We start from the raw sequence: 21411 nt of genomic DNA, 5'->3' as shown, positions 1-21411 counted from the left end.
GTCGCTACGAACTGGTGCCCCCGCCAGATTAGGACTTCTGTGCGAATCCCGCTCCGCCCCTGTGGACAACCGCGTCGAACGCCACGCCTCGAACCCGACCACCCGCGCACCCGCCTGCTCCCGCCCCACTCCCGCTGGGTCGGCCCGATCCACGCCCGGCCGCCCCACGAGGTTCCCCCGGAGGTGCGGCACCCGGTGGACACCGCCCGCGGGGCCGACCACGCGTCGTCCACCGCGCGATGGACGACTTCGGTCACCGGGACGTCCTCCTGCGGGTCCTCCACGAGCGGGGAACGGCTCCGCCGGGCCCTGGAGTCCCTGCTCCGCGACCCCCGCCTGCGCGCCCGCGCGGAGGAACTCCGGGGTCTTCTCGGCGGAGTCGACGGCGCCGGGAACGCCGTCGACCACATCCACGCGCGCACACCGAACCGCATGACTCCCGACGGGGTCCGGCGTGTGGCCGGGCCCCGGAAAAGGGCTGGAGGTCCCGGGGACCGGCGGGTTGGATGGTCCCGGAGGTGAGGCCCGTGCGCCCTGCTGTGGGAGACCCCCTGAGAGCCTGCCCGGAGTGCCCCGGGCCCGAGTACGGCGGGGCTCCGGACTGTGCGCGGTGCCGGGCCCTGGTGGACGCGATCCTCACGGAGGAGTGGGAGGCGTTCCTCCTCCGTGAGGGGCTGGAGGACGGGCCCGAGGTGGCCGCGCTGGTCGTCCAGGAGCCGGACCGGCACGACTGGCGGGTGGTGGACGCCGCGCTGGAGCGACTGGTGTGCCCGGAGTGCGGACACGCGTCGGGCCGGGGACCGGTGGGGTGCGGGCCGTGCGCACTCGCGCACGGGTTCCGCTACGCGGCGGTCGAGACGGACCGGCCGGGGGCCGTGCCGGGGAACGAACACGCGGTCCGGGTGAACGTCTCGGTGGTGCGCCGCCCGCACGGCGTCTCCGCGCGCGAGGTCCTGGTCCGGCGGCTCCTGCTGCCCCGGTTGCTCTCCGGTGACCTGCCGACGACGGCCCGGGCACAGGCCGCGAAGGACCGGATCAACGGGATGGGGCTCGCGGAGATCGAGGCGCTCTTCCCCCGGATGCTGGAGTCGCCCGGCGCCGACCTTCCCTGAGGCTCCCAGGCCTCTGGGGTCGAGCCGGGTACGGGGTTCTCGGCCCGACCACCAGAGGGGCGTCGGCCGGGCAGGAGGGGGACCGGCGCCGACCGACGGGGAGGACGCGGCCCGTCCGGAATCAAGGGGTGCTCCGGTCGGGCCGCGGTCCCGACACCTCCACGGAGGGGGGTGGGGGGTGTCGTGGAACTATTCTTACCGGACCAGGGGTGGCCGCACGGGGAAAACCGGGAATTCGACGGGATCGGCTTCCCAGTCGGTGGTGTGTATCAGGCGATAGCCGCACGGAACGCCCGGTCGTGCGGGTCCACGGGGTCCTCCGCCAGATCTCCGACGAAGACCGCCACGAGCTGGCCTCCCCTCTCCGCGACCTCTCCGAGCACCCGCCGCCACTCGACCAGGTTGGGGTGCCGGAGCTCGGTGCACGCCTCGGCCGGGGCCAGGGCGTCGACGGCCGACGCGAGCTGTGCGGGCGTGAGTTCGTGGGTGGCGGTACCCGAGGTGTGCCCGCACTCGACAGCCAGGACGATGGCGGGCAGGGGGCTCGTCCCGACGTTGGTCAGCCCGAAGACCGTCCGGCCGTCCCGGTGCACGCCGACCCCGTAGGCCGCCGGGCGGCTCCAGCCGGTGTGGCCCGCTTCGAGCCTCTCGCGCGCCGCGTTGATCTCTTCCCTGGTGGCCCACTGCTCCATGGGGTCTCCTCTACAGGTTCAGGTCGCCGGTGGCGACGGTGACGGCGTCGCCTCCGATGTGCACGCGGTCCCCTTCCAGGCGCAGGTGCAGGTCACCGCCGCGCTTGGAGGCCTGGCGGGCCAGGAACTCGGTACGGCCGAGCCGCTCGGCCCAGAACGGGGCGATGACGGTGTGGGCGGATCCGGTGACCGGGTCCTCCGCGACACCCATGGACGGGGCGAAGCACCGGGAGACCATGTCGTGTCCGCCGTCGCCGGGAGCGGTGGCGATCACCATGCGGGCGGGCAGTGCCCGGATGGCGGTGGGGTCGGGGTCGAGCGCGCGGACGGTGGCGGCGTCGGCCAGTTCGACGAGGAGGTCGTTGTTGCCGCCGATCCCGGTCCACAGGGGTTCGGCGCCCAGGGCCCCGGCCAGCCCCTCGGGGGCCTCGGCGGCGGTGGCGGGGCGGGCGGGGAAGTCCATCCAGAGCCTGCCGTCCCGCTCCCGGACAGTGAGGACACCGCTGCGGGTGCTGAAGCGGATCGGGCCCTCCACGCCGAGTTCGGTGAGGGCGTGCGCGGTGGCGAGGGTGGCGTGTCCGCACAGGTCGATCTCGGTGACCGGGGTGAACCAGCGCAGTTCGAAGTCGGCTCCGGGGTCGTCGATCCGGCGCGCGAAGGCGGTCTCGGAGAGGTTGAACTCGGCGGCGATCCCCTGTGCCCAGACGTCGGGGTAGGTGTCGTCCAGCACGAGGACTGCGGCGGGGTTGCCCGCGAGGGGCCGGTCAGTGAAGGCGTCGATCACGCGGTACTCGGGCATGGGTCCATTCTTCCCAGTGGCCCTGGTCGAACAAGGTCCGGTCGCGGGTGAAATGGACCCCATTCACCACCGTTGGCGGTTCCCCCTACTGGAGGTGGGGCTCGTCCAGGATGAACATGGTCTGGGTGCTCTTCACCTCGGGCAGGCGCTGGAGCCGCTCCAGGACGAAGGTGCGCAGGGCGGCGGCGTCGGCCACCCTGACCAAAAGCAGGAGGTCGACGTCACCGGAGACCAGCGCGGCGTGGTCCACCTCGGGGATGTCGCGCAGGTAGCCCCGGAACCTCTCCCAGGAGTGCTGTTCGATCCGCACGGAGACGTAGGCCGACAGTGCGGTGCCGTACTTCTCGGGGTCGATGACGGCGGTGAATCCCCTGATCACGCCTTCGTCGCGCAGGCGTTCGAGACGGGAGTAGGCGTTGGCCCGGGAGATGTGCGCGTTCTCGGCGACGGCACGGATCGACATGCGGCCGTCGTCGCACAGGAGCGCGATGATCCGGCGGTCGGTGTCGTCCAGCTGCACGGCCATGTGTCTTACCCCATACCGTCCGCGACGTGGACTCGTTGGATGTTGTGCGATGCCGGGCGCCCTACCGAGCAGTTCGTCCAGCATCACCCCGAAGGCATCGACAATATGGGGTGATTCGCCTCATATTCAAGACATGAAGCGCACCGATGATCGGTCTCGTCCGACTCCTCCCCCCTCGTGGGAGCCGGTGTACACGGTGGCCCCGCACCGCCGACCCCACGAACACCCCTCGTTCGGCGTTGCCGACCTCGCGGCGCCCACCGAACGCCACCGGGCCGGTCTCCGCTTCGACCAGCGAGCCGCGGCCCGCACCGGCCCCCGGGGCTGGACCCCGTAGGAACCACCGTGCCGGAGAGACCCACGGAAGGGCTCCGCACCCGCGGGCGGCGACGGCGCCGCCGGAACGACGCGGGTACGGGTGCCGTGTCGGCGGGTCACGGGCGCGTGTGAGGGCACACGGCACCAGGCCGTCGTGCCCACGGGACGGGCGGGTCGTTCGCTCAAAGGCGACCGGAGGCCCCGCCCCCACCCCGCCTCCGGGGTGACCGGGGGCGCCCGCGTCGCGCCTTGGGAAGGGGCCTCGACCGATCAGGCCCGAGCGGAGTGCACGGGCACCACGGAGAGGTCGTCGCCCAGGGCGGCCGCGATCGCGGCCGCCCTGGAGTGGTCGTCGAGCCGCCGTGTGAGGTAGGCGCAGGAGTGGCCGTGGCGCAGGGACCGCCACACGGCCGACCCTCCGATCCCGCCCTTGGCGATCTTGGCGTCGTCCCGCAGGAACCCCAGGGTCCAGGTGAGCTCGGTGCCGAAGACCTCGTCGTACCCGGTGGCCTGGGGAGCGAGGTACTCCTCGTGCGCCTCACGCCCGAGGAGCGCGCGCAGCGGACCGTCCTCGTCCGTGATCCCGTCCAGGAACCCGGCCAGCCCGGTGGCGCTCGCGTGCAGGCTGACCGCGCCGAACACGGACCCGCGCCAGGCCTCGGAATTGACCAGGGCCGGGTCGAGGGGGCCGTCCGGGACGGCGAGCCAGTCCGCGGCGGGCTGCGCTCGGGGCCAGTCCGGACGCGCGTACTCGACGTCCGCGACGCGGGCGAGCGCGTGTTCGGGCACCCCGAACCACGCGTCCAGCCCCAGCGCGGGTCCCACCACCTCGCGGAAGACCGCGCCCAGGGTGGTTCCGGCCGCCGCGCGCAGGACGCCGTCGATCAGGTGCCCGTACGTGAGGGCGTGTTCTCCCATCCCGGCGCCGGGGGCGTACTCGGGCTCCGCGTTCGCGAGGCTGTCCAGGAGCCCGGCGTCGTCGAGGGGGTCCAACGCCTCGGCGGCGCGGGGGAAGCGGGGCGGTCCCGCCCGGTGGGTGAGCACGTGGCGCAGGGTGGTGCGTTCCTTGCCCCTGACCCCGTATCCCTTCCAGTGGCGCGCGACGGGTGTGTCCAGGTCGAGCACTCCCCCGCCGGTCGCGGCCAGGGCCGCCAGCGCGGCGAAGGGCTTGGAGACCGAGTAGGTCTGGACGAGGGTGTCGTCACTCCAGGGGCGGCCGCGCGCGGTGTCGGCCCAACCACCGTTCAGCCGGACCACCTCGCGGCCCTCCCGCCACACCGAGAGCCCCGCTCCGGTCTCCCGGCCGTCGTCCACCAGCCCCTGGAAGACCTCGCGCACCCGTTCGTAGCCGTCCTCCGCGTACCCGTCGACACGCATGGCGCTCCCTCCGTTCATGGGCGGCCGTGGGTCGGCCGACCCACCAGAATATACCCCCTAGGGGTATATTCGACAACGGAGTGCGCACAGCACAGGGGCCGCGATCGTCGATCGCGGCCCCTGGCCTACCCACTCTCCGAGGGCCAGCGCCCTACGGGAGTCTCATTTGTTTCCCCCCGCCAGAAGGAACACCTGGCTGTGGACTCCCGTGGTCACGGATGACCGGGGTGGGTCCGGGGGTGGTCGTGTCGGAGCTAGCGTCCGAGCAGCTTGTCGAACAGCGTGGCGATGCCGTGACGGCCGTCGCTCTCCGCCATCAGGCCCTTGCCGCCCTCGTCCTCGGCACCGGCGTGGGCACCGGACGGACGACGGGTCCAGGCGAAGAACATCGCGATGAGGATCGCGGGGATGATCGCCAGGGTGAGCAGACCGGCGGCGGAGGGGGTGCCCTCAGCGCCCGTCAGCCCGAAGCCGGACAGGTCGTTGGCCGCGGTCTCGGCGGTGACGCCGGGGTCCTGGTCCTCCTGCTCGGCAGCGGCGGGAGCCTCGTCCTGCTGCTCCTCCTCGGAGGTCTCGTCGGAGGCGTCCTTGGACTCCTCCTTCTTCTCCTCCTTCTTCTCCTCGTCCTTCTTCTCCTCCTTCTCCGCCTTCTCCTCGGGGAGGTACTTGGCGGGGATGTCGGAGACGGCGTTCTCACACTTGTTGCCGGACTGGTTGAACGGGTGAGGAGCACCCTCGGTCCCGTTGCCGTCGCCCCACTTGGTGATGAAGTACTCGACCTCGGCGTGGCCGTTGCCACCGCTGACGACGAGCGAGTTCTCGTCGAAGCTCTCGCCCATCATGTCGGCGAAGGTCTTGCCGTCGATGTCCAGAAGGACGTCGCAGTTCTCAGAGGGGACACCGGGACCGCGGTCGCCGATGAAGAACTCGTACTCCTCGCCCTCGTGGACGATGAATCCCTCGGTGCCCAGCGGCCAGCTGGGGCTGGAGAACAGCCCCTTCTGCATGGGTTCACCACCGGCGGGCATCCCGGTGTCTCCGTTGATGCCGGAACCGTCGTCCCAGAAATAGGTCGCGGTGACTTCGCCGTACTGAATGGGAGTGTCGTTGCTCATGAAGTAATAGCCAGGTTGACGACAGAAGCCGAGAAGACCGGGCCATGACGCGTCGGGGCACACGAACCGAAAGGTTCCGCGTTCCGGACTGGTGTCATGCCATGGCGCGCCCCGCGTCGCTGGCGGCGAGTGGCGGGGTGGGAACGGGGGGCCGGATCGGCTCCACCGGACAGCTGCGCGTGGATTCGCGCTGCTCGTTCCCGAGAGAGATGAAGAGGTCTCGATTTCCCTTCCGGCTCGCAGGCCGGTCAAGGGCTCGGCACCGGATCGCTAAAGGTCCATAACGAACCGGTCACGAAGGACACTAACCCAGGCTTTGGCAAAGTGCCGAAGGACTCCGGGTAAAATGACAGGGCGTGTCTCCAAGAACACGGAACGGCGTCGCTCTCGGAGAACCCGCAGGTCACGGGATTGGCTTCACCGCAGGGGATTCCGGTCTCACCGGGGGCCGAAGAGCGGCCCCAGGAGTGGCCGTCGTCATAATCCAGAAAGTACCGGTACGGGGTGGACCAGACCCTCCCAAAGGGCTACGGACACGTCGAAAGGTCACGGAAGACCTGTTCGTCGGGGAGCCGGTGCGGCATCGCCACCCTGGCAAAGACGGGGCCATCCCGGTACTGGGGAGGGTCACCGGAAAGCGCCCGAGGCCCCGTGGGCACAAAGAACTCCCCGGTGGGTTGCCCACCGGGGAGTGCGACTCGGGTCAGGTGACCTGTGACCTCCGGTTGAACCGTTCGGCCCGCCACTCGCCGGACTCCACGACCTCCACCAGCGCGGTCGCGGCGTCGTACACGTCCACGTAGCGCAGGTAGAGCGGCGTGAATCCGAAGCGCATGACGTCCGGGGCCCGGAAGTCCCCGATCACACCGCGCTCAATCATCGCCTGCACGATCGGGTACCCGGCGCCCTCCTCCGGCTGGACGAGGGAGACCTGGCTGCCGCGCCGGTCGTGCTCCGCCGGGGTGATCGAGGACAGCCCCACGGAGGCGGCCCTGGCCAGGAACAGGTCGGTCATGGCCAGGCTCTTGGCCCGGACCTGGGAGAGGTCGGCCATGGCCCACACGTCCAGCCCCGCTTCCAGGGCCGCGTCGGCCACCAGGGGCTGCGAGCCGCTGAGGAAGCGTGAGACGCCCGTGGCCGGTTCGTAGTCGGGGGCGAAGTCGAAGGGCCTGGCGTGCCCGTGCCATCCGCTGAGCGGCTGCTCCGAGACCGCGTGGTGACGGCGGGCGGCGTACAGGAACGCGGGCGCTCCGGGGCCCGCGTTGAGGTACTTGTAGGTGCACCCCACCGCGAAGTCCACGTCGTTCCCGGAGAGGTCGATGGGCACCGCGCCCACGCTGTGGCACAGGTCCCAGATCACCAGGGTGCCGTGCTCGTGCGCCAGGCGGGTGATCCCGGCCATGTCCCGCAGCACTCCGCTGCGGTAGTCGACGTGGCTCAGCAGCAGGACGGCCACGTCACGCCTGGCCAGGGCCTCGGCCAGCTCTGGGCCGTCGGGGTCCACGCGGCGCTGCTCGGCGTCGGCGAGACCCACCGCGCCCTCGGTGACGTACAGGTCGGTCGGGAAGTTGCCCGCCTCTCCCAGAACCACCGTGCGGTCGGACAGGCGCAGGGCCGTGACCAGGGTCTTGAAGAGGTTGGCGGAGGCGCCGTCACCGACGATCACCTCGTCGGCACCGGCCCCGACCAGCGGGGCGACCTTGGCTCCGAGGGTGCGGGGCTTGTCCCACCAGCCCGCGTCGTTCCAGCTACGGATGAGGTTCTGGCCCCACTCGCGCTCGATCATGTCGGCGACCCGGGCGGGGGCGGAGCGGGGCAGGGCGCCCAGCGAGTTGCCGTCGAGGTAGATCACCCCTTCGGGGAGGACGAACTCCTCGCGGAGGGGGGCGAGGGGGTCCGCCGCGTCCAGGGCGGCGCAGTCCTCACGGGAGATGGGCGTCATCGGGTCCTGCTTCCTCGTGCTGTGGTGTCCTGGTCTAGATGGTGCTGCGCAGGGACCACAGTTCCGGGAAGACGTCCTTCTCGGCGTTGCGGGCCAGCCAGTTGAGACCGTTGGACCCGCCGCTGCCCGGTTTGCCGCCCATCGTGCGCTTGACCGCGACCAGGTGGAGCTGACGCCATCGTGTCACCCGCTCCGCGACGTCCACCAGGGACTCGGCCAACAGGTACAGGTCGTTCCCGGGGCGGTCGTCGGCGTAGACCTCGATCCAGGCGTGCTCGACCTCGGCGGAGGGCTCGTAGTCCTCGCTCCAGTCCCGCTCGGCTCGGGAGTCCGGGACGGGCAGTCCCCGACGGTGCAGCAGGCGCAGCGCGGCGTCGTACAGGCTGGGGCGTTCGATCAACGCGGTGAGGTCGTCGACGACCCCGCTCATCGCCTTGTGCGGACGGATCATGGCGGCGGACTTGTGGCCGAGGACGAACTCCAGCTTCCGGTAGCTGTAGGACTGGAAGCCGGAGGCCTCACCGAAGGCGTCCCGGAACCGGTTGAACTGGGTGGGTGTCATGTCCCCGAACAGGCCCCAGGTGCTGTTGAGCACGTCCTGGGCGTTGCAGGCGCTGCGCAGCCAGGCCACGGCGCCGGGAACGTCGTCCACCTCCAGCGCGTCCCGGGCGGCCTCCCAGCGTTCCTGGACGAGCGTGAACAGGAGTTCCATCACCTGGGTGCCGATGATGAAGGCGGACTCGGCTGGCTCCTTGGTGCGCGGGTTCTGGAGGCCGAGCAGGGTGTCGACACCGAGGTAGTCGGCGTAGGGGGTGTTCCTGTCGAAGCTCAGGGTGGGCCTGCCCTCGTTGCTCTCCGCCTTCGCGGCGCGGGCCTCGGCCGCGCCGACGTCGGTCGGGGCGTAGGGGCACTGCTGGGCGGACGTGGTGGAGAGCATCGGGTGTACCCCTCGTGTACTGCGCGACTTCAGCGGTCTCACGAACCTGCGTGTACGTGAACTCACATACTCGGACAATTGACCCTGATAAGGAATGGACGTCGACCACGCAAGTCGGGCACTGACCTAGCATTCGTAACAGGAAACCGACATCAGCTTTGGGAACGTGAAGTATGGCCTCACGACTGGAAACCCCGCTGGACAGCGTTGACCAGCGCGTCCTCGACGAGCTCCAACGGGACGGCCGCCTGTCCTTCAACGAGCTGTCCCGGCGGGTGAACCTCTCCGCGCCCGCCGTGGCCGACCGGGTCCGTCGGCTGACCGACCGAGGGGTCATCACGGGCTACCACGCCCATGTGGACCCGGCCGCCGCCGGTCTTCCGGTCACGGCCCTCGTACGGATGGAGTGCTTCGGGGCCCACTGCCTGCTGCGCGAGCAGTCCTCCCTGGAGCTCCCGGAGATCCTCCAGGTGCACCGGGTCACCGGCGACGCCTGCTGCGTGCTGCTCATCGCGGTGCGCTCGATGGAGCACTTCGAGGAGGTCATCGACCAGCTCGCGGAGCACGGCCGCCCCTCCAGCACCATGATCCTGTCCAGCCCGGTTCCCTGGCGCGCCGTCACCGCCCCCCGGACCCGCTGACGGCGGTCCCCGTGATCGAGGGGCTCACGAACACCGCGCCCCTCGGGCCGGGCGGTCAGGGCGGTCCGTCCCCCATCGCGGGGCTCACATGAACGGAACGGAAGGGTGACGGGGCCGTGCGCTCCGTTCGTTCGTCGACCCCCGTGGTACCCGCGCCAGGTCGACCGCGGGCCGGTGGCGGGGGCGGGGGCGCGAGCAGGCGGGACCAGCCGGGCCGCGCGTCTAGGGTTGACCGGTGAGCGTACTGATCGACAGCCCCGTCTGGCCGGGTCCCCGTGGGTGGCGCTTCGCCCACCTGGTGAGCGACAGCTCCTTCGAGGAGCTCCACTCCTTCGCGCGTGAGCTGGGAGTCCCCTCCCGGGCCTTCGAGCGGGACCACTACGACGTCCCCGAACACCTGCACGCGCGTGCCCTGGATCTGGGGGCCGAGCTCGTCACCGGTCGGGACCTGGTCACCCGTCTGCGGGCGGCGGGGCTGCGCCGCCCCAAGGGCGGCGGCTCGGAACAGGCTCCTCCGCGAGCTCGCGGCTGAGCCGGTCCACCTCAGCGAGCATGTTGGACCGGGCGCGGGGCTCCCAGTGCGTCCGGCCGAACTCCGTGTGGAACAGGTGCGGGCTCTCCAGCAGCGAACGCAGGACCCGCAGCCGTCCGGCCCGGAACACCCGGTCGGGGTAGCGCCAATACTCGGCGCGCACCGCCGAGGTGTAGGCCAGGTACTTCTCCGGGGCTCCCGCCAGGGTCGACAGGTCGGCGTCGGAGAGCACCGCGCCGTTGGCGTCCCCCGGCTCGGGCCGGTGGTCCCTGGTGACGCCCACCAACCGCACCACCTCGGAGATCAGTACCGGGTCCTTTCCCAGGAGCGCGAGCAGACGGTGCGCCAGAGCCTCGCTCTGGTCCTCGTCGTGCCCCGGGTTGCCCTCGTGGACGGCGTCGTGGAACCAGACCGCGTACCGCACGGCGTCGACGTCGCGGGCCTCGTCCTGGAGCACGTCCACGGCCCGCAGGGTGCTCCACAGGTGGGAGAGGGTGTGGTACCGCCGGTGGTCCTCGCTCCAACGACCGAGGAGCTCGTCCCCGACGGCGCGGGAATCGCAGTCCTCACCGGCGAGCTGACGCCAGGAGGCGGCGAGGAGGACGGCGTCCTCCTGTCGCAGGGGGTGGAAACGGTCCTCGGAGCTCATGTGATCAGTCTTCCCGTCCGGGCCCGGCCCCAAAAGGTCAGCGCGCGGAGTCCTCGACCAGTCCGGCCTCGTGGGCGAGGACGGCCGCCTGGACCCGGTTCCTCAGGCCCAGACGGTGGAGGATGGCGCTGACGTAGCTCTTGACCGTGCCCTCCACGAGGAAGAGGCGTGCCGCGATGTCCGCGTTGGACAACCCGGCGCCGACCAGGGCGAGCACGTCCCTCTCGCGGTCGGTGAGTGCGGCCAGGCGCGCCGCCGCGGCGGCCTCCTTCGCCGCTCTGCCACCGCCGAACCGATCGATCACCTGGCGGGCCACCCTGGGCGACAGGTAGGCGCCGCCGTCCGCGACCGCGTGCACCCCGGCGATGAGCTCACGGGGGTCTCCCGCCTTGAGCAGGAACCCGCTGGCACCGTCCCCGAGCGCCTGGGAGATGTAGGCGTCCTCCCCGAAGGTCGTGAGGATGACGACCCGGGTGCCAGGAGCCACCCGCAGGATCTCCGCGCAGGCCGCGAGCCCGTCCATCCGGGGCATGCGGATGTCCAGGAGCACCACGTCGGGACGGTGGGAGAGCACCAGCTCCACCGCCTGGCGGCCGTCCGCGGCCTCCGCGACGACCTCGATGCCCGGATCGCTCTGGACGATCGCCCGCACACCCGCGCGGATCATCGCCTCGTCGTCGGCGAGCAGCACTCTGATCACCGTGTCACCCGTCCCGGTCGCGACGTCCCACAGGTCATCTCGTCAGCCTCTCCTTGGACACCAGCACCCCGTCCTCGAAGCACAGCTGGTAGAAGTCCACGTCGTCGTCGAACATCCCCGCGGAGTCGCGGTACTGCTCACAGGCGGGGTCGGCGGAAGCGAACTCCGCCAGGCGGGACTCCGTGATCCGCAGCGGCTGGTCGGGGAGGGGAAGGTCCTCGCGGTGCGCGCCCACGGCGAGCGCCGCGAACTGCTCCGGTGGCAGGGTGCTGTCCGCGAGGATCTCCGCGAGGACGTAGTAGACCGTGGCGACCACGAGGACGACCACGACGACCGGTGCGGCCACCAGGGCCAGGGTCCACGGCTGGACCCGTCTCCGAGCCGCCCTGTGGAGCTGCTCGATCTCCTCGCCCTCCCTCACCTCGGCACCGTCGAGGGGGAGGGTGGCGCACACCCGCCACCCGTCCTCGTGGGGTCCCGCGGTCAGCGCCCCACGCGCCAACCGCACCCGCTCCCCCAGCCCGGTGAGGCCGTGGCCGCCACCGGAACCCGGCTCCCGCCCCGGCCGCTCCGGTGCCCGGTTGGTGACGCCTACCTCCACCCGGGTGTCGTCGGCGGTCAGCCGCACCTCCACGGGGGCGCCCGGCGCGTGCTTGGTGGCGTTGGTCAGGGACTCCTGCACCACACGGTGGACGGCACGGTCCACCATCGGCGGGAGCGCGTCGAGGGGGCCCTCGCTGACCAGGACGACGTCCACCCCCGAGTCGCGGGCCCGTTCGACCAGGGCCGGGACGCCCTCACCAGTCGGGGCGGTGGGGGCGGGTTCGGTGCCGGTGTCGGGGCGCAGGACCCCGATGACCTCGCGCAGACCGGCGGTGGCCGCCACGGCACCGGCGCGCAGCCGGGCGATCTCCTCGCGGTGGTGCTCGGCCAGGTCCGGGGCGACCTCCAGGGCACCGGCGCGCAGCGCGATCAGGCTGAGGTCGTGGCCCAGCGAGTCGTGCATGTCCTGGGCGATCCGGGCGCGTTCGCGCAGGCGGGCCCGGTCGGCGGTGAGCCGCTGTTCGAGCTCCAGCTGGCGGGCGTGCTCCCAGCCCGCCCGGCCCAGTTCCCGGTGCTGGCGACGGTAGACGCCCACCAGCCAGGGCAGCGCGGTGCAGAACAGGAGGGTGGATCCGGCGGTGACCCAGAGTCCGGGGGTCTCGTCCAGGTGGCGGAGCACGAGCACCGCCATCGCCAGGCAGAGGCCCGCGAAGAGCGCCACCGCGGGGCCGACCCGTCTCGACCGGCGTCCGGCCAGGTAGGCCACGCACACCAGGAGGACCATGAAGGCCTGGGACCACGTGCACACGAGCACGGCCACACACGGGGCCAGGAGGGGGAAGGTGCGGCTGAGCACGATCACGGCCCCCGCCAGGACCACCAGCGCGGGAACGGGCAGGGCGGGTGCGTACCCGGCGACGGTGAAGGCGTGCGCCTCGGACAGCAGGACCAGGGACACCCCGAGCCACAGCAGGAGGTCGCGCACGACGGAGCCCCGGGTGGGCCATCCGGGTGCCGGGAACCGGCGCGGTACGAAGTCCATGCTGGTGAACCTACACAGCGGCACCGGCCTCGGGACACCAACGAAAGTCAGGGTTCGTCCGCCTCCTGGGGAGATCCACCTATCATGGGATGGTTTGCGGCCGAGGGCGACGGCGCGGCACACACGAGACAGAACGAGGCTGAATGTCACCCCTGGAGACCCTGCGACGGATGCACCGGATCGCCGGCTGGCCGCTGCTCCTCGCCACCTTCCTGGCCCGGCTCCCCGTGTCCATGACGCTGATCGGGCTCCTCACGCTGGTCACCAGCACCACGGGCAGCGTCGGAGCCGCCGGACTGGTCTCCGGGGCGTTCGCGCTCGGTGAGGCGATCGGCGGGCCGATCATCGCGCGCTTCGCGGACCGTCACGGTCAGCGCGTCCCCGTCCTGGTCATGGCGATCATCGACGCGGCCCTCATCGGAGCCCTGGTGGCCGCCGTCACGACGGACGCCCCGCTGACCGTCCTGGTCGCGCTGGCGGCCGTCGGTGGTCTGTGCATGCCCCAGGTGGGACCGATGGCCCGCACCCGCTGGGTGGTGCTGATCCGCAGGGGCCCCGACCGCGGCCTGGAGCGCGAGCGCTCGGTCTCCGCCGTGATGTCGGTGGAGGGCGTCCTGGACGAGGCCTCGTTCGTCCTGGGTCCGGCGCTGGTCGGGGTCCTCACCCTCACCCTGTCCCCCTCCGCGAGTGTGCTCGGCGCGGCCGTCCTGATCGGCGTGTTCGGCACCGTCTTCGCGCTGCACCCCACGGCCCCGCCCGGGTCGGCCCCGGTGCGCGGCGCCGAGGGGAGCGTCACCCGGCCCGCGCTGCTCCTGCTCGCCGTGCCGATGTTCTGCCAGGGGTTGTTCTTCGGCGGCATGTCGACGGGTGTGACGGCGTTCGCGGACAACGCCGGGCACGGTGACCTGTCCGGGCTGATGTACGCGGTGATGGGCTCCAGCAGCGCCCTCGCGGGGCTGATGATGGCCTCGCTGCCGGTGGGCTTCACACTGACCGCGCGGACCCGCGTGGCGGCGGGCGGCCTGGCGCTGCTCACCCTGCCGTTGTACCTGGAGCACGGGCCGGCGACCCTCGCGGTCACCATCCTCGTCCTGGGCGTCGCGATCGGCCCGCACCTGGTGAGCCTGTTCGGACTGATCGAGCGGGCCGCCCCGCCCAGCCGCCTCTCGCAGTCGATGTCGATCATCCTGAGCAGCCTGATCCTGGGCCAGGCCCTGGGCTCGATGATCTCCGGTTCCCTCGCTGACTCCTACGGGCACCAGGGTGCGTTCGCGCTGGCCACGGCGGGCGGCGTGATCTCGCTGGCGGTGACCACGCTGGTGCTGCGCGCCCGGTGGTACGAGCGGCCCGCCTCCCCCGACAGCGCTGGAACCGAGCCACCGGTGACCAAGGACACGGGACTGAATTCCCGGGCCTGACCTGGGAGAACGTCGCACTCCTCGCTGAGGGCGTCAATCCCCCGTCACGACGGGGGGCGGTGTCCCCGAGGTGTGCGTAGGCTTGTCCACCGTGCTCGATCTGTTCAGGACGCTGGCCCCCCGCGCCGGTCTCCACCGCGAGGCCACACCGCCTCCTCCGATCGCCGGGATCTCCCGCGTGGTCCTGTCAGTGCGCGACCTCGACGTCAGCGTGCGCTTCTACCGCACCGTCCTGGGCCTGCGTCCGGAGTACCCCGAGCAGGCCGAGGGGCCGCCCCTGACGGTCCTCCCCCTCCCCGGCGGGCCGGACGTCGCCCTCGTCCAGCAACGGGACAACTTCAAGGGGCGCTTCGACAGCCGGCACTGCGGTCTGGGCCGCCTCACGCTGGCCGCCGCCAACCTCGGCGTCCTGGAGGCCTGGGAGGACCGCTTCACCCGGATGGACGTGGAGCACACCGCGGTCGTGCACACCGAGGAGGGCTCGACCCTCGTCTTCCAGGACCCCGACGGCACCGAGCTCGCCCTGTTCGTGCCCGCCGAGCCCGACACCGGCGAGGACTAGGTCGTGCTCTGTGGATCACTCCGCGCTCGCGACCGCCGACACGTCCCAGCCGGTCCCGGCCCGGGAAGGACCCGGGGCCGGGCTCGTCGTCACTCGCTGGGGACGGTCTTGAGCCTGATGTCGCGCTCGCCGAGCTCGTCCACCGCGGAACGCGGCAGGCGGTCGTCGGTGACGATCAGGTCGAACTCCTCCAGGCGGGCCACCCGGAAGGTGCCGAACTTCCCGTACTTGGTGCTGTCCACCACCAGGACGCTCTTGGAGGCGATGCGCAGCAGCTCCTGCTTGGCGATCACCTTGGCCTCGGAGGGCGTGGTGGAGCCGCGCTCGGCGTCCCAGGAGCTGCTCGCGATGAAGGCGAGGTCCACGTTGACCTGCCGCAGGAAGTCGGCGGTGAACTGGCCGACGGAGGAGTGGTCGGAGTGTGAGACCACTCCCCCGGTGTGGATCAGTTCGATCCCCGGGTACTCCATGAGGTGGCCGACGACGTTGAAGTCGCTGGTGATGACGGTCAGCCCGACCTTGTCCGTGAGGAGCGGCACCATCTGGAGGGTGGTCGTGCCCGCGTCCAGGTAGATGGTGAAGTTCTCACGCACGAGCTCGGCGGCGGCGCGCGCGATCGCCCGCTTGGCGGGCACCTCCAGCTGGGCCTTGGCCAGGTAGGAGGGTTCGCTCTTGAGCCGGGCCGCCAACCGCACGCCTCCGGTGACCGACAGGACCTTGCCGTCGTTCTCCAGGGCCTGGATGTCGCGACGCACGGTCATGTGGGACACGGACAGCATCGACGTGAGCTCGTTGATACTCAGCACGTGGCGCTCCTGGAGGAGCTTCAGGATGTGCTCTCGCCGCTGGTCCGGGATCATCGTTCGCCTCACACTCGGGGGCCTGGCCTGCGGGTGCCGTTCGGATACGACACCCCTTATCGAAGTTTCCCAGGTAGCCGTACCCAGGACGTGCCCCCACGACGTGAGACCGCTCGCAATCGGGTCGCGACCGCTCGGGAACGCGGCCCGCCGCCCGGCCGTCCAGGGACGCCTTGGTGGGCGTTTTTCCTGTTTGCACCACGTAACCCCGGGGTCTTTGCCACTCTTGACTCCATGACGTTGTCCATCGCACTACGCGGAGACACCGCACGATTCCCCGGGAACACGCTCCCGGCACTGCGCTCGGCTCTGCGCGCCGGAGCCGACCTGGTCAAGATCGACGTCCACCTGACCTCGGACGGGTATCCCGTCCTGGTGGACGAACGTGTCGTGGCCCTCCCGGGTTCCCCGCCGCACCAGGTCGCGGACCTGACCCTGGCCGAACTCGCCGCCGCCAGGGACGACGTGGAGCGGCGGATACCCACCCTCATGGAGGTCATCGCCGAGTTCGGCGGCGGGGACACCGCTCCGCTGCTGGTCGACGCGGCCTCTCCGCAGGCGGCGCTGGCCGCCGACACCGTCCTGCGCGAACACGGGTTCGGTGACCTGGCGTTGTTCACCGGACCGCTGGAGACGCTCCAGGCGTTGCGGGCCCGCAGCCCCGGAGCCCGGATCATGCTCGCCTGGGAACAGCCCGGCCCGCCGCCGGAGGAGGTGGCCCGCACGCTCCGCCCCACCTTCCTGGGATCGCACTTCTCGCTGGTGGACCGGGAACGGGTGGCCGACCTCCACCGGCACGGTTTCGGGGTGGTGGCCTGGACCGTGAACGAGTTCCCGGAGATGGCCCGTCTCATGGGAATGGGCGTGGACGCGCTCGCCACGGATCGCGTCGACGACCTCGTTTCCCTGACTTCGGGACGCGCCCAGGAAACGGTGACGGGGCCGCCGTGAACGACCGTGCGCGCGGCACGGAATGGAACGGCGACACTTCCCGTTCCGTTCCGGGAAAGCACCGGTACATCCGGTGCGCCGTTCACGTGTTCCACGGCACCACCTGGAGGAACGGACGACGAATCCCCCACACGGTGCCGGCGGGAACATCAACACCACGCGCACCCTGAATGACAGTTTCTCCGGTCAATTCCACCGTTCCGCACTATGTGTCGACCGTTCGCGGATATCGTTGTCTCCCCTTACGTCCGCGGTGCACACCGACCGATGAGAAACGACGAATGACGGCCGATCACCCCCCGAACGCACTTCGCACGACGGCACCCGTCCTGGACTGTGCGGCCCGGCTGTTCGCCGAGCACGGTTCGCGCGGGATCGCCATGTCCGACCTGACCCGGATCATCGCCACCGAGACACGCACCGACGCGGCGTGCCTCAGACGTGCCTTCCCCACCCGGTTCGACCTCTCCTACGCGGTGGTCTTACGCGCCACCCGCGAGCGGGTCGGCGGCCAGCTGGCCGCCGACGCGCCCGGGAACTCCCCCACCGAACGCATGTCCAGCCTGGTCCGCAGACACGTGAACTCGGGCTGGCGGCACCGGTCCGCCATCGCCCTGAGCCAGGAACTGCTGCCCACCCTGCGCGCCATCCACCCCGTCCGGCACCGGGAGATCAGCTCGCTGCACCGGACCTACCGCGAGCACGTGCGCGAGATCATCGTGGCCGGGGTGACCGCCGACCAGTTCCGGATACGGGACACCGGCAGGGCCACCGACAGCGTCCTGGAAACCTTCGACTCCCTCCTGCACTGGTACGACCCCGGGGCCGGGCTCAGCCTCAACGACCTGGGCGGGGTGTACGTGGACCTGGTGATCCACCACCACCTGCGCTGTCCGCGCTGACCGCGACGGTTCAGCCCCCGACCAGCTCGTACAGGTCCACCGACTCCGCGACAGCCCGCAGCCCCGCGTCGTTGGGGTGCAGGTGGTCACCGGAGTCGAACTCGGGACGCAACCGCTCCGGAAGCGCCGGATCCCGTAGCACCGCGTCGAAGTCCCACACCCCGGTGAAGACCGATTCCGGGTCCGACGCCTCCGAACGCAGGTGGGCGTTGACCCGCTGGCGCGCCTCCTCCACCTCCGGGGTGCACCGTGAACCCCCCGCGCACGGGGCGAGCGTCGCCACGAACACCCGCACCCCGTGCTCCTCCGCCGTCAGGGCCAGCCTCCCGAGCCCGGCGACCACCACGTCCGGGGTGGCGCCCCAGCGCAGGTCGTTGATCCCCGCGAAGACCACGAGGGCCTCCACGCCGTTCTGCGCGAACACGTCCCGCTGGGCCCGGTGCAGCATGCTCACGCCGCTGGCGTAGGTGGACACGCCCTCCCCCGGGTAGCCGTCCGAGGTGATCCGGTTGCCCGCCACTCCGAGGTTGAGCACGCCCAGGTTGGGCAGGTCCTGGCTCCGGTGCAGCCGTGCGCTGAGCACGTCCGGCCAGCGCGCGTGCCCGTCCCGGGTGGAGCGCAGCCCGTCGGTGATCGAGTCGCCGTAGGTCACCACCGCCCCGGGCCCGTCCGTCACCTCGACACCCGTGAGGAAGGGCCACTGCTCGACCAACCCGGTGAAGGGTTCTCCCGTGCGGTCCAGGGTCTGGTCACCGCTGCCGGGGACGCTCGTGTAGTTGGTGTCGACCGACGCGTAGTGGATGGGCGCGGCGGTCACCCGCTCGGGCAGGTGGACGCTGACCAGGAGTTCGGTCTGCGGGGGCAGGAGGAGGTCGACGGGGTCGGTGACCAGTCTCCCTCCGGCGGGGATGACCGCGCCGGGAGCCCCGTCGAAGGTCAGCGGGACCGCCGCTCCGTGGGTGGCGGCGCCCTGGCCGCGCAACGAGACCGAGACCGCGCCCAGGGTGACCGGGCGGGCGGCGAAGGTGTTGTCGAACCGCAGGCGCGCCTTGTGACCGCCGGTGGTGGTGCGCACGGTCATCCGCAGCGTCTGGTCCTCCCAGGGGCCGACCGACGCGTACCCGGAGACGGCCCGGGCCCAGGTGCCGGTCCAGGCCTGTGTGGCCGGGCGCCCGCCCAGGGAGAACACGTGCAGGCTAGCGTCGTCGTCGGCCACGGTGGGCAGGACGACGTGGTCGACCTCCCGGCCCTGGTCGAGCGGTACCGAGCGGGCGTAGAGGCGCACGGAGCCGATGGCGCCCTGCCCGAATCCCGTGGCCGAGTTGGCGTAGGGCAGGGACAGGGCGGCGTCCCCGGCCGGACCGGCGGCCCAGTCGGGCACGGAGAGGGGGAAGTCCTGGGTGGTGCCGTCCGCGTAGACCACCCGGCCCTCGCCACGGACGTCGGCGCCGGTGCCGTCGGTGCGGGTACCGGTGGCCAGGAAGGTCAGGGAGTCCCACCGGGCGGGTGCGGCGGACAGGGCCACGGACTGGCCGTCGGCGGTCACGTGGTCCGGGCGACCCGGGCCGTAGGCGGGGAGTTCGAGCGGCGTGTCCAGGAGGACCAGCTCCTGCCCGGGGCGCCAGCCCGCCGCCGCCAGGGTGCGGGCGGAGAGGCTGTTGCCCGCACCGTCGAGGTCGGCGGAGCCCACGGTGCCGTCCTGGGAGACACCGGTCCCGTCGAGGACGTCGGAGAGCGGGAGCGCGCCGGACTCGCCACGCTCCTCGGCGGGCCGTACGGCGACGTCGCGGGAGACGCTGGCGTTGAAGGCGACCAGCAGCAGGACCACCACGGTGCCCAGGGAGACCACCCTCAGGACGTGGTCCCAGACCGTGGCGGGCCGGTCCGTGCCGTGCCCCGCCGTTCTGCCCCCGTCCACCGCACGCCTTCCTCACCGGTTTCGTCCGTTCACCTCACGTGTTCGACGGTCCCCGCGGCGCGGTGGTTGCCGAGACGTGGGCCACGGTGCCCCTCCGACCGGCGGCCAGTCTAGGGCGTAACGGACCTATCGGGTTCCGGACCTGCCGTGAGCGGCCCAGGGACATCCACAACACGGAACGTGGCGTTTCGCACCGCGCGCGCGGGGGCACAGGCTCGTCAGGAGGTACCCCCCGTGGAGACCGGAACGATCGTCATCATCGTCGCGGCCGTGGTCATCGTCATCGGAGGAGCCGCGATCATCGCGTGGCTGGCGGTCCTCCCCGCCCTGCGCACGCGGCGGCTCAGGGCGCGGTTCGGCCCGGAGTACGAGCAGGCCCTGGCGGCGCACGGCGACCGGGACGGGGCCGAGCAGGACCTCGCCGGGCGGTTGCGCCAGCGCCGGGACACGGAGCTGCGCTCCCCCACCGAACAGGAACGCTCCGACCACGCACGCGCCTGGACCGACGTGCAGAAGGAGTTCGTCGACGACCCGGTCGCGGCGGTCCGGGGAGCCCGAAGACTCACCGACACCATCATGCGGGACCTCGGCTACCCCGACGGCCCCGTCGCGCAGGACGGCGTCCACGACGACGCGAGCTTCGAGCGGCGGGCCCGGGACCTGTCCGTGGACCATCCGGAGGCGGTCGCCCGCTACCGCGCGGCCCGTGCCGCGGGACACCTCGCGGAGGCCGACGAGACGGCCACCGAGAACCTGCGCGAGGCCCTGATCGCCTACCGGGGCCTGGTGGAGGCCCTGCTCGGCACCGAGACCACCCGCACCGCACAGGTGGAGTAAGCACACGAGGGAGGTACACATGGCGGATCGCCCAGTACGGCCCAGGCACCGTCCGGGTGCGAAACGGATCGACCCCGAACCCGTGAAGCCCCCGGCTCCGGAGCAACCGGAGACCCCCCGGACCACCGAGGTGAGAGTGCCCCGGCAGGGCAGCCCCCGAAGGACCCCCGACCCCTCCCGAGACTGGCGGCCGCAGCCCCGGGGCCTGGTCCCCGCCGAGGTGCGTGAACGCTGGGACGCGGCCCAGGGCGAGTTCGTGGACGACCCGCCGGGATCGGTGCGCGCGGCGGACGCCCTGGCCTCGGAGGTGGCCGACGCCGTGATCGCTGAGATCGAGGCGCGCCGCGCCGCCCTGCGCACCGCCTTGGAGGACGCCGACGAGGACACCGAGGCGCTGCGCGTGACGCTGCGGGACCACCGCGCCTTCGTGCGGGGGCTGGTCGGAGACGACTGACCGGTGTCCGGGAACGGTGGCGGCGACGTTCGTGACGGGTCGCCGCCGCCCCCGCAACCGAGAAGGGGGACGACGAGGGGTCGCGTGAACCTCGCCCCAGGGGTGCGACGGCACCTCGCCGTGCCGGGGGCGGGAATGGGGCGGCAGGGACTTGACGCCCTTCTTGGGTTTTATGCCCGAATCCCGCGCTGAGTGAAGGGGAATCCCGCGTGCGCGGGAAGGGTGGTTTCGACGGGTTTCGGGTCCGGGAAACGTCAGCACACATTCAGCAAGGTGGGCCCGGATCGAGTCGTGACCGACAGTACACAGCCGGGTGGGAAAGAAAGCGCCGCTGGCCTGTCGGTGCAGGCTGGCGGCGCTTTTCGTATGTTCGGAAGGGGTAGGCCGGGCAGGACTCGAACCCGCGACCCAGGGATTATGAGTCCCCTGCTCTAACCAACTGAGCTACCGGCCCTCCGTCGTCAGCAAACGTCATCCTAACAGGATGCGTCCGACGTTTCCTCGCCCGAAATCCGTTGCTCCGCAAGGCTTGCCCGCACCCGTGACGACGCGCGGAGCGCTTGGGCGCACCTTGGACGCGAGCG

21 protein-coding genes and 1 tRNA gene are annotated in these 21411 nt (G+C 71.4%); 9 read left to right on the top strand and 13 right to left on the bottom strand.

Annotation, left to right across the window (positions count from 1 at the left end):
* Positions 1–527 precede the first annotated feature (527 nt).
* Complete coding sequence (locus ACFW3L_RS16570; protein ID WP_378741212.1) at positions 528–1112, top strand: hypothetical protein; 585 nt, start codon at positions 528–530, stop codon at positions 1110–1112.
* 269 nt (positions 1113–1381) lie between these two features.
* On the opposite strand, the gene ACFW3L_RS16565 is transcribed toward ACFW3L_RS16570, so the two are convergent.
* The 7 genes from ACFW3L_RS16565 to ACFW3L_RS16535 all read right to left on the bottom strand — a co-directional run bounded on the left by ACFW3L_RS16565 (position 1382) and on the right by ACFW3L_RS16535 (position 8818).
* Positions 1382–1804, bottom strand: coding sequence for a hypothetical protein (locus tag ACFW3L_RS16565; protein ID WP_378741210.1), 423 nt, complete (start codon positions 1802–1804; stop codon positions 1382–1384).
* Between the two features lie 10 nt (positions 1805–1814).
* Positions 1815–2603 carry a PhzF family phenazine biosynthesis protein gene (locus ACFW3L_RS16560; RefSeq protein ID WP_378741208.1) on the bottom strand — a complete coding sequence of 263 codons (789 nt, stop codon included), beginning with the start codon at positions 2601–2603 and terminating at the stop codon, positions 1815–1817.
* 85 nt (positions 2604–2688) lie between these two features.
* Positions 2689–3129 (bottom strand): Lrp/AsnC family transcriptional regulator, encoded by a 441-nt coding sequence (locus ACFW3L_RS16555; RefSeq protein WP_378741206.1) that lies wholly within the window; start codon positions 3127–3129, stop codon positions 2689–2691.
* Between the two features lie 588 nt (positions 3130–3717).
* On the bottom strand, positions 3718–4824 hold the full coding sequence (locus tag ACFW3L_RS16550) for a serine hydrolase domain-containing protein (protein ID WP_378741203.1): 1107 nt from the start codon (positions 4822–4824) through the stop codon (positions 3718–3720).
* Positions 4825–5078: 254 nt separating this feature from the next.
* Positions 5079–5939 carry a hypothetical protein gene (locus ACFW3L_RS16545; protein WP_378741201.1) on the bottom strand — a complete coding sequence of 287 codons (861 nt, stop codon included), beginning with the start codon at positions 5937–5939 and terminating at the stop codon, positions 5079–5081.
* A gap of 703 nt (positions 5940–6642) precedes the next feature.
* The gene (gene kynU, locus ACFW3L_RS16540) at positions 6643–7881 is read right to left on the bottom strand and encodes a kynureninase (RefSeq protein WP_378741199.1); all 1239 of its coding nucleotides are present in this window, start codon (positions 7879–7881) and stop codon (positions 6643–6645) included.
* Between the two features lie 34 nt (positions 7882–7915).
* Entirely contained in the window at positions 7916–8818 is a 903-nt protein-coding gene (locus tag ACFW3L_RS16535; RefSeq protein WP_378741197.1) for a tryptophan 2,3-dioxygenase, read from the bottom strand.
* A 173-nt stretch (positions 8819–8991) separates the two neighbouring features.
* On the opposite strand from ACFW3L_RS16535, the gene ACFW3L_RS16530 reads away from it, so the two are divergent.
* A complete protein-coding gene (locus ACFW3L_RS16530) occupies positions 8992–9459 on the top strand; it encodes an Lrp/AsnC family transcriptional regulator (RefSeq protein ID WP_378741195.1) in 468 nt (155 codons plus the stop codon).
* Between the two features lie 235 nt (positions 9460–9694).
* Positions 9695–9991, top strand: coding sequence for a DUF4031 domain-containing protein (locus ACFW3L_RS16525; RefSeq protein ID WP_378741193.1), 297 nt, complete (start codon positions 9695–9697; stop codon positions 9989–9991).
* Here the strand turns inward: ACFW3L_RS16525 and ACFW3L_RS16520 are convergent.
* The 3 genes from ACFW3L_RS16520 to ACFW3L_RS16510 are packed head-to-tail and all read right to left on the bottom strand — an operon-like array spanning position 9912 to position 12925.
* The gene (locus tag ACFW3L_RS16520; RefSeq protein WP_378741191.1) at positions 9912–10640 is read right to left on the bottom strand and encodes a metal-dependent phosphohydrolase; all 729 of its coding nucleotides are present in this window, start codon (positions 10638–10640) and stop codon (positions 9912–9914) included. The two genes, ACFW3L_RS16525 and ACFW3L_RS16520, sit on opposite strands and share 80 nt — an antisense overlap.
* Positions 10641–10677: 37 nt before the next feature.
* Positions 10678–11340, bottom strand: coding sequence for a response regulator (locus tag ACFW3L_RS16515; protein ID WP_378741189.1), 663 nt, complete (start codon positions 11338–11340; stop codon positions 10678–10680).
* A 34-nt stretch (positions 11341–11374) separates the two neighbouring features.
* The gene (locus tag ACFW3L_RS16510; protein WP_378741187.1) at positions 11375–12925 is read right to left on the bottom strand and encodes a sensor histidine kinase; all 1551 of its coding nucleotides are present in this window, start codon (positions 12923–12925) and stop codon (positions 11375–11377) included.
* Positions 12926–13068: 143 nt separating this feature from the next.
* Here ACFW3L_RS16510 and ACFW3L_RS16505 point away from each other — a divergent pair, with 143 nt between their 5' ends.
* Positions 13069–14343 (top strand): MFS transporter, encoded by a 1275-nt coding sequence (locus ACFW3L_RS16505; protein WP_378741185.1) that lies wholly within the window; start codon positions 13069–13071, stop codon positions 14341–14343.
* Positions 14344–14425: 82 nt separating this feature from the next.
* Positions 14426–14905, top strand: a complete 480-nt coding sequence (locus tag ACFW3L_RS16500; protein ID WP_378741183.1) for a VOC family protein — start codon at positions 14426–14428, stop codon at positions 14903–14905.
* A gap of 89 nt (positions 14906–14994) precedes the next feature.
* On the opposite strand, the gene ACFW3L_RS16495 is transcribed toward ACFW3L_RS16500, so the two are convergent.
* Positions 14995–15765 carry a DeoR/GlpR family DNA-binding transcription regulator gene (locus ACFW3L_RS16495; RefSeq protein WP_352387749.1) on the bottom strand — a complete coding sequence of 257 codons (771 nt, stop codon included), beginning with the start codon at positions 15763–15765 and terminating at the stop codon, positions 14995–14997.
* A gap of 234 nt (positions 15766–15999) precedes the next feature.
* On the opposite strand from ACFW3L_RS16495, the gene ACFW3L_RS16490 reads away from it, so the two are divergent.
* Together ACFW3L_RS16490 and ACFW3L_RS16485 are read left to right on the top strand one after the other, a co-directional pair.
* Positions 16000–16716, top strand: coding sequence for a glycerophosphodiester phosphodiesterase (locus tag ACFW3L_RS16490; RefSeq protein WP_378741181.1), 717 nt, complete (start codon positions 16000–16002; stop codon positions 16714–16716).
* A gap of 281 nt (positions 16717–16997) precedes the next feature.
* The gene (locus ACFW3L_RS16485; RefSeq protein WP_378741179.1) at positions 16998–17618 is read left to right on the top strand and encodes a TetR/AcrR family transcriptional regulator; all 621 of its coding nucleotides are present in this window, start codon (positions 16998–17000) and stop codon (positions 17616–17618) included.
* A gap of 10 nt (positions 17619–17628) precedes the next feature.
* Here the strand turns inward: ACFW3L_RS16485 and ACFW3L_RS16480 are convergent, their stop codons facing one another.
* Positions 17629–19536, bottom strand: coding sequence for a GDSL-type esterase/lipase family protein (locus tag ACFW3L_RS16480; protein WP_378741177.1), 1908 nt, complete (start codon positions 19534–19536; stop codon positions 17629–17631).
* Positions 19537–19770: 234 nt separating this feature from the next.
* On the opposite strand from ACFW3L_RS16480, the gene ACFW3L_RS16475 reads away from it, so the two are divergent.
* Both ACFW3L_RS16475 and ACFW3L_RS16470 read left to right on the top strand, forming a co-directional pair.
* The gene (locus ACFW3L_RS16475) at positions 19771–20373 is read left to right on the top strand and encodes a hypothetical protein (protein ID WP_378741175.1); all 603 of its coding nucleotides are present in this window, start codon (positions 19771–19773) and stop codon (positions 20371–20373) included.
* A gap of 136 nt (positions 20374–20509) precedes the next feature.
* Complete coding sequence (locus tag ACFW3L_RS16470; RefSeq protein WP_378741173.1) at positions 20510–20827, top strand: hypothetical protein; 318 nt, start codon at positions 20510–20512, stop codon at positions 20825–20827.
* 380 nt (positions 20828–21207) lie between these two features.
* On the opposite strand, the gene ACFW3L_RS16465 is transcribed toward ACFW3L_RS16470, so the two are convergent.
* A tRNA-Ile gene (locus ACFW3L_RS16465) sits at positions 21208–21281 on the bottom strand.
* Between the last annotated feature and the right edge of the window lie 130 nt (positions 21282–21411).

The organism is Nocardiopsis sp. NPDC058789 (genome assembly GCF_042745575.1).
GTDB classification, from domain to species: Bacteria; Actinomycetota; Actinomycetes; order Streptosporangiales; family Streptosporangiaceae; genus Nocardiopsis; species Nocardiopsis eucommiae.
Note: the sequence above shows the minus strand (reverse complement) of the source record. Positions and strands in the feature narration are given on the sequence as shown.